This is a genomic window from Xenorhabdus sp. SGI240, assembly GCF_040081915.1.
Classification (GTDB): Bacteria; Pseudomonadota; Gammaproteobacteria; order Enterobacterales; family Enterobacteriaceae; genus Xenorhabdus; species Xenorhabdus bakwenae.
Window position 1 is genome coordinate 44,102 of record NZ_JBEBMB010000039.1, and the last position, 13,538, is coordinate 57,639.

The window sequence follows — 13,538 nt, forward strand, 5'->3', positions numbered from 1 at the left end:
AACTAATTTAATGTTTTTTAAGGTGAGGGATTTTTATTAACTCATTGAATTAATTTATTTTTGTTTGTTTGTATAAAAGAAAAGGCCAGCCCAAGGGAGATTGAGCTAGCCAAGGAGGTGGTTCCTAGTCTTACAGTCAAAATTTTTTAGTTTTTTATTTTTCAGAACTAATAATACGGGAAATAAATTAGCATTGATGTGATCTATTTCTAAAAAAATAGATCAATTTCTTTAAAATCCTATTTCGGATTATTTCACTTGTCACTCATATGGATGAGGTGCTCTGGTATTACCACCTTTTAAGTTTCGCACAAGTAAAGCATAATTCAGCTTAATTTCTTCAGGAATAGGAAGATAAACGAGATGCCCATCACCCGGCGCAATTTCCACAGCCTGGCCTTTTTTATTTGTCATGGATTCTAACGTGAAGTTAATATTACCCGATGGAGTCATGAGTTCCAGATGATCCCCGACAAGAAATTTATTCTTCACGGCAACTTCTGCCAGTCCGTTGACGCGATTGCCAGTAAATTCACCAACGAATTGTTGAGTGTCTGATACGGAATATCCGTATTCGTAAGTTTGGTAGGCATCATGAGTATGACGGCGCAGGAAACCTTCTGTATAGCCACGGTGCGCCAAACCTTCTAATGTGGTCATCAATGTTGGATCGAAGGGTTTTCCAGCCGCAGCATCATCTATGGCACGGCGATATACTTGGGCGGTGCGGGCACAATAATAAAAAGATTTGGTACGGCCTTCGATTTTCAGTGAGTGAACCCCCATGTTGGTTAATCTTTCCACATGCTCAAGGGCGCGTAAGTCTTTGGAATTCATGATATAAGTGCCATGTTCATCTTCAAATGCTGACATATATTCGCCAGGACGTTTGGCTTCTTCTATCATGAAGACTTTATCCGTTGGTGCACCTTGGCCGAGCGTTGGTTCCATGTTTTTAACTGGAATAGGATCGTGCCTATGGACAATGTTACCCACACTATCTTCCTTGCCTTCCTGCACATTGTATTCCCAGCGACAGGCATTAGTGCAAGTGCCCTGATTGGGATCGCGCTTGTTGATATAGCCCGATAACAGGCAACGGCCGGAATAAGCCATGCAAAGTGCGCCGTGCACAAAAATCTCAAGCTCCATATCAGGCACTTGTTGGCGGATTTCAGCAATTTCTTCCAGCGAGAGTTCACGGGAAAGGATAACTCGCGTCAGCCCCATTTGTTTCCAGAATTTGACCGTAGCCCAGTTAACGGCATTGGCTTGAACCGAAAGATGAATGTCTATTTCAGGAAATGTCTCGCGCACCATCATAATTAAGCCCGGGTCAGACATAATCAAAGCATCAGGTCCCATTTCTACGACGGGTTTTAAGTCACGAATAAAAGTTTTCAACTTTGCGTTATGTGGTGCGATATTGACAACGACATAAAAACGCTTACCTAATTCATGCGCCTCCTTAATGCCTTGTGCCAATGTCTCATGATTAAATGCATTATTACGGACACGCAAACTATAGCGAGGTTGTCCGGCATAAATGGCATCTGCGCCATAAGCGAATGCGTACCGCATGTTTTTCAAAGAGCCGGCAGGAGAGAGTAATTCTGGAGTAAACATATTTTTTAACGTTCTCGGTCTGAGTTCAAGTCAGCTCTTACCCGGTCTTGATATCATTACTAAGGGTAAGGTTTAAAGGAGGGGGATTTTAACGCTTATTTTATCATTAGCACAAATATATTATGGAAAATAAAGATAGTGCGCCGCAGATACGGCGCGAGTCATTGATTGTGCCGGTTAATTTTGTTTGGTCAGGTCACGAATGCTTTCTGTTGGACCGATTTTCATGACCGACTGCATAGATTTCTTCATGCTTGCGTCATTGGTGTGAGTTTCACTGATAGCAATAATTTGATGGTTTCGGGCTTTCAGGACAAAATAAGGTTTGCCTGATTTGTTTTTTTTCACTTCATGGCGAGTTTTATCGGGAGAATTAACTTGCACAGAGTGAATGCCTTTATTGGCAGCAGCCTTGGTGGTATACATTTCACTGCTCAGAATAATGTCACCGTTTGCAGCCACCAGATTGAAATAAAATTGCCCGTTCTTTGCTTTCTTAAGATCATAATGCCCAGTAGCCATAAGAAATCCTCCTGATTGGGTAATTATCAGCTTAAGTTTAGCCTGAATTTCGTACAGCCAAGAGATTTGATGAGAAAAATTCATCCCCTGTCTCACTATTTTATAGAGCATGATCACTATTTTGTCTTGGTTGAACTGCTTCCCAATTGGCGGTTGTACGAATATATTACAGTCTCTCGCAGAGATAACGACACACCGTTGCAATATAACTCGATTAATACAGCCTCTTATTAGGAGTTTTCCATGCCTGTAGCTATTTGGGCTTTAGCCATAGCGACATTTGGGATCGCGACAACCGAATTCATTGTCGCGGGTTTACTTCCTGAAATCGCAACCGAATTTAGTATTTCAATACCAACTGCGGGGTATATGGTAACCAGTTATGCGCTTGGTGTATTTGTTGGCGCGCCTGTTCTAATCATATTGGGGGGAGGTATAGAAAGGAAAAAGATGCTTTCCATGTTAATGATATTATTTATTATCGGAAATGCACTGACCACCTTTTCCCCGACATTTTATCTGGCAATTATTGGCCGGATTGTGGCTTCCTTAACCCACGGCGCTTTTATGGGAATTGGTGCGATTATTGCTGCTGAATTAGTGCCAGACAATAAAAAAACCACTGCGATCGCCTTTATGTTTAGTGGAATGACACTGGCTAATTTGGTTGGAATACCGTTTGGAACATGGATAGGAAAAGCGATTTCCTGGCGCGTTACTTTTGCAATAATTACGATTATTGGCATTATCGCATTAGCTGGGATTTTAAAGTTTTTACCTAAATTCGATCAAAAAGCGCCTGCCAGTATTAAAAAAGAATTGCAGGCATTCACCAATATCCATGTTCTTTTGGCTATGGGGATCACCGTCTTAGGCCCTGCCGCCTTTTTTACGACAGTGACTTATATCGCGCCATTGATGACCCATGTTGCAGGACTCTCTGAAAGCGCAATAACAGGGATCTTGCTGGTGTTGGGGTTAGGTTTTTTCTTTGGCAATATTGTGGGTGGAAAACTTGCAGATAAGGCGATGATGCCATTGCTGTATTGGACACTAGGATTACAGTCCTTAATTTTATTTATTTTCTGGCTTTATGGTGACAACCCGTTCATTGCTTGTTTGAGCCTGTTTTTAATGGCAGCATCGGGCTTTGCCACCGTATCGCCAATCCAGCGTCTGGTGATGGATAAAGCTCAGGAGGCTGGCGCACCTAATCTTGTTTCCTCTGTTAATATTGGATTCTTTAATTTGGGTAATGCAGTTGGGGCATGGTTGGGTGGTGTAATTATCGCATCTCATTATGGCTATACCTCCCTTAATCTGGCCGGGGGGTTATTAGCTTTAATGGCATTGTTATTAGCTATCATTTCAGGTTTGCTTGATCGTAAAAGAACGCTGAATGTTGAAAAAAGGCAATCATAAGCAGCTAATGAGCGTTGCAGCAGTAACTGGTATGGTTAATGCCGGTTACTGTGCTTCACATCAAACGACAGATTTCAGCTTCCCAACGATAACCTAATCCATAAATGGAGCGGATAAAAGATTTATCCCCATCCAGTTGCTCCAGTTTCCGGCGCAAGTTTTTAATGTGGCTATCAATAGTACGGTCATTGACAATGCGATGATCGTTATAAAGGTTATTTAATAGCTGATCACGGGAAAAAACCCGCCCTGGCTGGCTGGACATAATTTTGAGCAGACGGAATTCAACCGGCGTTAATTCAAGCACCTGTTCAAAATAACGTGCCTGAAAGTGTTTTTCATCAATGGCCAGCGCACCTTGCTCACTGATGATCTCTTTCGGACGGTAACAACGGCGTAAGATTGTCTTTACTCTGGCTACCAATTCCCGCGGGCTATAAGGTTTACAGATATAATCGTCAGCCCCGATTTCTAAGCCGAGCAGTCGGTCAATTTCTTCCGTTTTTGCCGTCATCATGACAATCGGAATATCTGAAAATTTACGCAGTTCCCGACAGACCGACAATCCATCAAGACCAGGCAACATAAGATCAAGCAAGATAATATGGGGATGGAATTTTTGCACATGAGCGATAACTTCATCACCACGTTTGAGCCATTGGGTGTGGTAATCTGCGGATTGTAGGTAATCAACCAGCAGTTGCCCTAACTTTGGTTCATCTTCAACGATGAGAACAGTATATTGTGTAAGATGTGTAGTACTCATTGTGTTTCAAGTTCAGACGATTTCATCAACGGTAATTCTACGTGAATTTTAATACCGCCTAAAGGTGAGCTTTCCACGCGAATTATTCCATCATGGGCTTCAACAATATTATAGCAAATCGCCAGCCCAAGCCCTGAACCTCCGCTTGCGCGGTTACGGGAGGATTCGCAACGATAAAAACGTTCAAAAACCTGCTGGCATTGTTCCGCCGTCAATCCAGGCGCACTGTCCTGCATATCCAATATCCATTTTTGCTGATTTGAATATCCACAAATAATTACCTTTCCATGCTCATTGGTGTAACGCAGGCTGTTTTCCAGCAAATTATTAAATAACTGTGTTAGCCGATTTGGATCAGCAAGCAGTGTTATGTTGTCTTTTAAATTCAATACCAACATGATTTGCTTATCCGCAAAACGGCCATGATAATTCGCTACGGAGATTTGCAGTAATTCACTGACATTAACAGACTCTTTTTTATAAGCTAGCGAACCACGATCAGAAAGGGATAATAAATGCAGATCGTCTACCAGTTTTGTTAAGGTAGTCACTTCCGCGAGCAAGGAATGGAGTGTTTCCTGTGTGGGTTTCCGTAAACCATCTTGTAAGGCTTCCAGTTCACCACGCAAAACAGAAAGTGGAGTGCGCAGTTCATGGGAGATATCGGCCATATAATCACGGCGCATCTGTTCATTTTTTTCCAGCGTGCTGGCAAGTTGGTTAAAATCCATTGCCAATTTACCGATTTCATCTTTACTGGATGGAACGACACGAATACTGAAATCGCCTGCCGCGAGTTTATGTGTACCTTCCACTAGCCGCTTAACCGGTCTTAACAGGCCACGTGAGAGAAGAAAAGTGGCGATTAATGCCAATAAAGTAGAAAAACCGACAATAGTCCAACTGGTGAATTGTTGCTGGTGGGCAAAGCTAATATCAGCCTGACGGGTAATTTTGTCTGATGCACTGACAATTACCCAACCAACAATATTATTTTTATAGGTAACTGGCTCACGATAACTTTCCGCTGGAATGTCATTAGAATGCCCAACCAAACGATTCATGTGAGTATCCACAACCCAAAATTGGGGACGCCAACCATGATGTTTGGTTTTTTGATAGGGATTGTCACTCTGTTCAATCGTACGGATAATCTGGAATATCGCGCGATCATTCTGGGTCAGAAAATGCCAGTTACCATATTGCTGGTATTGTTCTGTCAATGCTTGTGCCAGCATATTCGTCCGATTTTGGCTATTTTGTTTAATATAGCCCATAAAACCGTGCTGAAAGCTGAGGTAAATGCCCCAGTGCATTGTGATCAATACCAGCATACAAGTGGCAAAAATTGCCAGAAACAATTTACTGCTGATACCCATTTTCATCCTGAGTTTCATTCTGGTTCAACGACTTGAGTCAACTATCTGAGATGATATGGCTTTGCGAAGGCGCCATTTTTCACGCAATCGGTCAAAAAACAGATATACAACCGGAGTGGTATACAAAGTGAGAAGCTGGCTCACCATCAGGCCACCAACAATCGTGATCCCCAGTGGGAAACGTAATTCTGCACCATCCCCATTGCTCAGTACTAAAGGTAAAGCGCCAAACAAGGCCGAAAGCGTCGTCATCATGATCGGACGGAATCGCAATAAACTAGCTTGAAAAATCGCTTCCCGGGCACTGAGTTTGTCGTTTCGTTGAGCTTCAAGGGCAAAATCCACCATGATAATGGCATTTTTCTTGACAATACCAACCAACAGCATAATGCCAATCATGGCGATTAGGCTAAAGGGCGTATTGAACAGTTCCAAAGCCAGTAAAGCCCCTACACCCGCAGAAGGCAGGGTAGAAAGGATGGTCAGAGGATGAATATAACTCTCATAGAGTACACCAAGTACCAGATAAACAGTGACGATGGCGGCCAGAATCACTAATAACTGGGAACGTTCACTCTCTTGAAAATCCTGTGCGGTGCCTGCAAAAGAGCTACGTACTGCTGAAGGAACGCCCAGTTCTGTTATGGTTCTTTCTATTGCACTGATTGCATCAGATAGCGTATAGCCGGGTGCCACATCAAAGGCAATGGTAGAAGAAGCGGAAAGTTCCTGGTGATAAACATCCAATGGTGCATTGGCAGGACGCCATTGGGCAAAGTAGGAGAGGGGAATGCGTTCTCCTTTGCTATTAATGACAAACATTTTCTCCAATGCACTGGGATCTTGGTTATATTGCGGTGCAACTTCCATGACCACTTTATATTGATTCAAAGGGGCATAAATCGTGGAAACCTGTCTTTGCCCAAAAGCGTTGTTGAGTAAATTATTTGCCTCAGCAACATTGATGCCTAAACGGGCCATCACATCACGATCATAGGTAATCGCTATTTCAGCCCCTTTTGCCTCTTCGTCTTCATCGGCGTTTACATCCACCAATTGAGGCAATTTTTCCAATGCTTTCTTGATGACAGGACTCCATTTACGCAGTTCGTCAAAATCATCCGACAGCAAATTAAACTGATAAGTCGATTTACCGCCTCGTCCTCCACTGCTCAGATCCTGAACAGGAACCAGATATAGACGTGCTCCCGCTTCATTGGTCAGTTTACTTCTTAAGCGGGTGATAACATGTTGGATACTTTCGCTACGCTCTTTTAATGGCTTTAGCGAAACAAACATAAAGCCCGTATTGATGCTGTCACCACCGGTGAAACCCACGACATTATCCACAGTTGGATCATCATTGACGACTTGCATAAAGCGTTCCACTTTTTTTCGCATAGCCTGAAATGAAATATTTTGATCAGCGACCACAAACCCTAACATTTTCCCCGTATCTTGTTGCGGGAAAAACGTTTTCGGAATGCTGATATAGAGCCAGATATTCAGGCCAATAATGCCGACCAATGCCAACAATACCCAACGAGTATGATTGAGTATCCATTTCAGTGAATGGGCATAGCCCTGCTGAATTCTCAACAATACCTTACCGAATCCCCGTGCCTGCTTCTGGGCATTTTCAGGGGTGGATTTGAGCAGATGTGCACACATCATCGGGGTTAAGGTCAGTGAAATTAACAGCGAAATCCCGATGGCGGTTGCCAGTGTGACAGCAAAATCCCGGAACAATCTGCCGAGTAATTCATCGATCAAGATAAGGGGAATAAATACCGCAATAAGTGACAAGCTCATAGCCAGCACAGTGAACCCGACTTCTCTGGTTCCCTTAAGGGCTGCCTGCATGGGCGTTAAACCCGCATTCAAATGGCGGGAAATATTCTCCAGTACCACAATGGCATCATCAACCACAAATCCGGTGGCAATGGTTAATGCCATCAACGAAAGATTGTTTAAGCTGAAACCACATAAATACATGGCCGTAAAAGTACCAATCAGCGATACCGGAACGGCAATTGCCGGAATCAGCGTAGCCCGACCAGAACGTAAAAACAGGAACACGACCAGGATCACCAGGGCGACGGCAATGGCTAATGCACGTTCTACTTCTTGCAGAGAAGCATGGATGGTCGGAGAACGATCCTGGGCAACGTTTAACTGAATATTGGCAGGCAAGGAGGCTTGCAGGGCAGGGAGTTGAGCACGAATACGCTGCACGGTTGAGATAATATTTGCACTGGCTTCACGGCGGATAATAAGAACAATGGCCGACTTATTTCCAGACATGCCGGCGGCGCGGGTATCCTCGACCGAATTCTTCACACTGGCAACGTCCTGCAACCTGACAGGTGCCCCATCATGATAATGAACGATAAGTGAACGGTAACTGTCAGGTGTTTTCAATTCATCATTGGTGCGTAGCTGCCAAATTTGGTTATCGGAATCAACATGACCTGTCGGCAATCGGACATTAGCATTATTGATGGCATTACTGACATCGTTAAGAGAAACACCTTGATTGAAGAGGGCATTTGGGTTGAGTTCAACCCGTATAGCCGGTAATGAACTACCGCCAACGCTGACTTTGCTGACGCCTTCTATCTGAGAAATTTTCTGGGCCAATCGGGTGGAAGCAAGATCATACAATTGCCCCTCACTATAATTGTCTGAAGTGAGGGTTAAAATCATGATTGGAGCGCTGGACAGATTCGCTTTATGATAGCTTGGTTTTCTTGGCATACCGGAAGGTAACAAGCTTTGGGCGGCATTGATGGCAGCCTGAACATCCCGTGCTGCACCATTGATATCCCGACTGAGATCAAATTCCAGGTAAATATAAGACGTTCCCAATGAGCTGGCAGAAGACATCTCTTTTACCCCCGCGATCCTGCCTAATGCGCGTTCCAGAGGCGTCGTTACGGAAGAGGCCATCGTTTCTGGTGACGCACCGGGCATGGAAGCCTGAACAGTTATCACGGGAAAATCAACCTGTGGCAGCGGCGATACAGGCAGCAGGACAAAACTGAGCGCACCACACAGGGTAATGGCTAAACTCAGTAATGTTGTGGCAACTGGCCGCTGGGTGAATAGGGCGAAGAATTTCACAGCGGCTCCTGATGATTAACTGAGGATTTATCTGGCCTGATTTGTTTATCTTTCTTATTGTTTTTATTTCGACGGTAGTGTGCTAATTGATCAAACAGCAGATAAATCACGGGAGTTGTGAACAAAGTTAGGATTTGGCTCATAATCAGACCTCCCACCATACTGACCCCTAGCGGCCGGCGCAGCTCTGCACCAATACCGGTGCTCAACATCAGGGGCAATGCGCCCAGCAGTGCTGCCATTGTCGTCATCAATATCGGCCTGAAACGTAACAGGCAGGCTTGGTAAATGGCTTCATAAGGCGTCATTCCTTTTTCCCGCTCTGCGGCCAGGGCAAAATCGATCATCATGATGGCATTTTTCTTGACAATACCAATTAAGAGAATGATCCCAATGATGGCGATAATATCTAGCTCATACCCGCCAGCCATCAGAGCCAACAATGCACCCACCCCGGCGGTAGGCAAGGTTGATAAGATTGTGACAGGGTGAATAAAGCTTTCGTACAAGATACCGAGCACAATATACATGGCGACGACAGCAGCCAAAATCAGCCAGAGGGTATTACTGAGCGCGTCCTGGAACGCCAACGTTGCTCCCTGAAATTGGGTAATGATGTCTTTTGGCATTTGGATCGCTTGTTCTGCCTCTTTGACGGCATTAACAGCTTGTTCAAGGGACGAATCTTTCGCTACGTTGAATGAAAAAATGACAGCGGGAAATTGTTGCAGATGGTCGATAGACAAGTTCCCCAGCCGCTGTTCGACAGTGGCAATAGTTTTAAGAGGGACCATTTTTCCATCAGTACCGGTCAGATAAAGATTGTTTATCGCTTCCAGCCCCGATGAATTCTTCGTATCTTGCTCAAGGATAACGCGATATTGATTTGATTGCGTGTAAATAGTCGAAATCAAGCGTTGGCCGAAAGCGTTATACAACGCATTATCTACGGCGGCCATAGAGATCCCAAAGCGACTGGCCATATCCCTATTCACATCAAGGTAAGCCACTAGCCCCTGATTCTGCCAATTGTTACCGGTATCTATCAATTCTGGCCGTTGTTTCAGGGCATGTTGCAATTTGGGCACCCAGACAGCGAGTTCATCAAGCGAAGCAGCTTGCAACGTAAATTGGTATTGCGTGCGCGAGATCTGAGTATCAATGGTCAAATCCTGGGTTGGTTGCAGGTATAACTTGACGTCGGGGACTTTAGCAATTCGCGCTTGCAGGCGTGGGATCACCTCGTCAATCCTATCGTCACGCTCTCTGAGTGGTTTCAACGTGATTTGAAGACGGGCATTATTCAATGTTGGATTGCTACCATCGACACCAATAAAGGTGGTGACATTGTCCACAGCCGGATCTTTTAATAACAGAGCCGTAACGTGTCGTTGCTTATCTGCCATTGCATTGAATGAAATAGATTGTGGTGCTTCCAGTGTGCCCTGAATCAGTCCGTTATCTTGCAAGGGAAAGAATCCTTTGGGGATCATGATATAGAGCAGGGCGGTCAGAGCCAACGTACCGAATGCAACACCCAGTGTAATCCAGGGATGATTCAACACCCGTTTCAGGAAGACTGCATATACCGCAATCATGAGTTCAAAGAAGCGTTCGCACGCCTGTTCGAAGCGATTGTGTTTAATATTAGCTTCGGGTTTCAGCATCCTTGCACACATCATCGGCGTTAGCGTCAATGAGACAACGGCAGAAATTAAAATAGCGACAGCAAGGGTGATGGCGAATTCCCTGAATAGCCGACCGACGATATCCCCCATAAACAGCAAGGGGATCAAAACGGCGATTAATGAGAAAGTCAGGGAGATAATCGTAAAGCCGATTTCTCCCGCCCCTTTTAGGGCGGCCGCCAGCGGTTTTTCTCCCTGTTCAATGTAACGGGAAATATTTTCTATTACCACAATAGCATCGTCCACCACAAAGCCGGTTGCGATGGTTAATGCCATTAAAGTGAGGTTATTGACAGAGAAGCCGCAAAAATACATTACGGCAAATGTCCCTACCAGTGAAAGCGGTACGGCAATACTGGGGATCAAGGTTGCGGTGACATTGCGCAAAAACAGATAGATCACCATGACGACCAGCGCTATCGCCAGCAACAGTTCAAATTGAACATCGTTGACTGAATGACGGATTGAGACGGTACGATCTGTCAGCATTTCCACATTGACTGATTTGGGCAGGCTGTTGATCAATTCCGGCAACATGACGCGGATATTATCCGTAGTCTCAATAACATTGGCTCCAGGCTGGCGCTGAACATTGATAACGATGGCAGGTTTTTCATTTGCCCAGGCGCCCAATTTGTTATTCTCCACCCCCTGTTCAATGGTGGCGACATCACGCAAGCGAATCGGCGCATTATTTTTATAAGCCACGATTAAATTGCGGTAATCATCGATAGATTTCATTTGATCGTTGGAGGATATGGTGATGGAGCGAGTGGGTCCGTCAAAACTGCCTTTTGCCGAATTCACATTGGCTTTCATGATGGCAGAACGGATAACGTCGCTGTCTAATCCTTGGACAGCCAAAGCCTGCGCGTTCAATTTCACGCGCACAGCGGGACGTTGCCCGCCCGCTAAGGTCACCAAACCGACACCACTGACTTGGGAAATACGCTGGGATATGCGCGTTTCTACCATATCTTGTACCTGACTCATCGGCAGGGCATCAGAGGTTACGGCCAGCGTCAATATAGGCGGATCAGCCGGATTAACTTTGCTGTAAATGGGGGGATACGGCAGATCATCGGGCAACAGATTACTGGCTGAATTGATCGCCGCCTGTACGTCTTGTTCTGCCACATCCAAGGGCAGTGAGAGCTGGAATACCAACGTGATAACAGACGCTCCACCGGAACTTCTGGATGACATTTGTTTTAAGCCGGACATCTGACCAAATTGGCGTTCCAGCGGTGCAGTGACAGCGGATGTCATCACATCTGGATTGGCACCAGGATACAGTGTCACCACCTGAATAGTTGGATAATCCACTTGCGGCAATGCAGAAACTGGCAGCATCCGGTAACCCATTAGCCCGGCCAGCAAGATCGCAATCATAAACAGTGTCGTGGCAACAGGGCGCAGGATAAACAGGCGGGATGGCCCTCCGCCGGTCATTGGAGAATCAGATTGCATCAGGAGTTCCCCGTCTTACCGTTTGATTGCTCTGGATTTTTCTTATTTTTATCTGCATCAAGTGCTTCGATTGTCAAAGGGTTGACAATCTCAACCCTGGCACCTTCGGTCAGGTTGTCAATGCCATCCGTGACGACATGCTCACCTGCTGACAGCCCGCTATTGATGACCGCTAATTGACTATCTTGCAGACCTGCAACGACCTTATGTTTACTAACCTTGTTCTCTTTATCCACTTTCCAGACGAAATGACCGCTATTTCCCATTTGTAATCCAGCCGTAGGGATCACGACGACATCATTCAACGTATTGACTTTCATCTGAATATTGACGAATTGATTAGGAAACAACACATTATCTTGATTATTGAATTGAGCCTTCATCTTGATCGTGCCAGTAGTAACATCAATCTGATTATCGATACTGATGAGTTTTCCTTGTGCCAACGGCTGCTGATTATTGCGATCCCACGCAATGACAGCCACATTTTTGTGATTTTTTTGCGCCTTTAACACCGCATCAATATCGTTTTCAGGCAGGGAGAACACGATATCAATAGGATCGACTTGCGTAATAACGACGATTGGCGTTGCTCCGCCACCGGATACGTAGTTGCCGGTATCAATGCGTTTTAATCCGACGCGACCGGAAATCGGGGCTGTAATACGGCTATATGTCAATTGCAGTTTGGCTTCGTCAATATCTGCCTGGTCGGCCTGTAAGCTGGCTTCGTTCTGGCGAACCAAAGAAATTTGTTTATCCAGATCTTGCTGAGAGATAAGTTTATTTTTCGCTAATTGCTGAAAACGGAGCAAATCCTGTTTAGTGTTAGCGAGTGTTGCTTGATCTTTGGCATATTGTCCCTGTGCTCTTGCAAGTTTGACTTGAAAAGAACGGGGATCGATTTCTGCCAGCAAATCCCCTTTTTTGACGTATTGACCCTCATTAAAATGCAGGGCGATTAACTGACCTTCCGCCTGGCTGGTGACAGTGACGGTATTGGCCGCCAGAACCGTTCCTAATCCTCCTAAGTAATGGGGTATCGATTTGATTTCAGCCGTCGCTACTTGCACTGGTGGTTGAGCGGGGTTAGGTTTTGATTCTGCATTCTGAGAGTCACCTGCTGATGAAGGTACGTTGAAGTATTTCCACGCAAAGAAAACAGCCCCGACGATCACGGCTAGCACTGCAGTGAGTTGGAAAAAATAGGAACGGCTTTTATTATTCATTTGCTCGACATTCTCTTAGTGTTATGGCGGTAACCAATCATGCGGCATCTTATGCTAAATCAGATGCAAGAATATATTATTAGTGTAACCAACAGGAATTCGTCAATAATGAAGAAAATGTGGAGGTTGTGTCAAAAAGATAATGTTTCTGGTAGTGATTTTTCATGGTATTTGTGATGGGGTATCCAAATAGGGCGCGGGCGAGGCCTTATATTTCCCCGCTGCGCAGGGAAATATAACACGCATCTTGAAGTTGGATTGGTATACAGTGTTTGGGACGACAGAGTGTATTAATAATTAAAAAACGCCGATG

At 44.9% G+C, this 13,538-nt stretch carries 8 protein-coding genes; 1 reads left to right on the forward strand and 7 read right to left on the reverse strand.

Going from position 1 to position 13,538, the window contains the following annotated elements:
• Positions 1–261: 261 nt before the first annotated feature.
• Positions 262–1,626: a tRNA 5-hydroxyuridine modification protein YegQ gene (yegQ, locus tag ABLA76_RS09820; protein ID WP_348987787.1), complete on the reverse strand. Its 1,365-nt coding sequence runs from the start codon at positions 1,624–1,626 to the stop codon at positions 262–264.
• A 177-nt stretch (positions 1,627–1,803) separates the two neighbouring features.
• On the reverse strand, positions 1,804–2,148 hold the full coding sequence (locus ABLA76_RS09825) for a YegP family protein (RefSeq protein WP_047767431.1): 345 nt from the start codon (positions 2,146–2,148) through the stop codon (positions 1,804–1,806).
• Between the two features lie 243 nt (positions 2,149–2,391).
• On the opposite strand from ABLA76_RS09825, the gene ABLA76_RS09830 reads away from it, so the two are divergent.
• Positions 2,392–3,570 (forward strand): MFS transporter, encoded by a 1,179-nt coding sequence (locus ABLA76_RS09830; protein ID WP_348987788.1) that lies wholly within the window; start codon positions 2,392–2,394, stop codon positions 3,568–3,570.
• Positions 3,571–3,625: 55 nt separating this feature from the next.
• On the opposite strand, the gene baeR is transcribed toward ABLA76_RS09830, so the two are convergent.
• The 5 genes from baeR to ABLA76_RS09855 are packed head-to-tail and all read right to left on the reverse strand — an operon-like array spanning position 3,626 to position 13,225.
• Positions 3,626–4,336: a two-component system response regulator BaeR gene (baeR, locus tag ABLA76_RS09835; protein ID WP_047767436.1), complete on the reverse strand. Its 711-nt coding sequence runs from the start codon at positions 4,334–4,336 to the stop codon at positions 3,626–3,628.
• Positions 4,333–5,721 carry a two-component system sensor histidine kinase BaeS gene (gene baeS / locus ABLA76_RS09840; RefSeq protein WP_348987822.1) on the reverse strand — a complete coding sequence of 463 codons (1,389 nt, stop codon included), beginning with the start codon at positions 5,719–5,721 and terminating at the stop codon, positions 4,333–4,335. The genes baeR and baeS overlap by 4 nt, the downstream gene beginning before the upstream one ends.
• A gap of 18 nt (positions 5,722–5,739) precedes the next feature.
• Complete coding sequence (gene mdtC / locus ABLA76_RS09845) at positions 5,740–8,838, reverse strand: multidrug efflux RND transporter permease subunit MdtC (protein ID WP_348987789.1); 3,099 nt, start codon at positions 8,836–8,838, stop codon at positions 5,740–5,742.
• A complete protein-coding gene (locus tag ABLA76_RS09850) occupies positions 8,835–11,996 on the reverse strand; it encodes an MdtB/MuxB family multidrug efflux RND transporter permease subunit (protein WP_348987790.1) in 3,162 nt (1,053 codons plus the stop codon). Before ABLA76_RS09850 ends, mdtC begins: the two co-directional genes overlap by 4 nt.
• Complete coding sequence (locus ABLA76_RS09855) at positions 11,996–13,225, reverse strand: MdtA/MuxA family multidrug efflux RND transporter periplasmic adaptor subunit (protein WP_348987791.1); 1,230 nt, start codon at positions 13,223–13,225, stop codon at positions 11,996–11,998. The genes ABLA76_RS09850 and ABLA76_RS09855 overlap by 1 nt, the downstream gene beginning before the upstream one ends.
• Positions 13,226–13,538: the final 313 nt, after the last annotated feature.

What these genes read in the sequence shown, in the direction of transcription:
- ABLA76_RS09850 (WP_348987790.1), bottom strand. Translation starts at nt 11,996, where the DNA reads ATGCAATCTGATTCTCCAATGACCGGCGGAGGGCCATCCCGCCTGTTT.
- baeS (WP_348987822.1), bottom strand. Translation starts at nt 5,721, where the DNA reads ATGAAAATGGGTATCAGCAGTAAATTGTTTCTGGCAATTTTTGCCACT.
- ABLA76_RS09830 (WP_348987788.1), top strand. Translation starts at nt 2,392, where the DNA reads ATGCCTGTAGCTATTTGGGCTTTAGCCATAGCGACATTTGGGATCGCG.
- baeR (WP_047767436.1), bottom strand. Translation starts at nt 4,336, where the DNA reads ATGAGTACTACACATCTTACACAATATACTGTTCTCATCGTTGAAGAT.
- yegQ (WP_348987787.1), bottom strand. Translation starts at nt 1,626, where the DNA reads ATGTTTACTCCAGAATTACTCTCTCCTGCCGGCTCTTTGAAAAACATG.
- ABLA76_RS09825 (WP_047767431.1), bottom strand. Translation starts at nt 2,148, where the DNA reads ATGGCTACTGGGCATTATGATCTTAAGAAAGCAAAGAACGGGCAATTT.
- ABLA76_RS09855 (WP_348987791.1), bottom strand. Translation starts at nt 13,225, where the DNA reads ATGAATAATAAAAGCCGTTCCTATTTTTTCCAACTCACTGCAGTGCTA.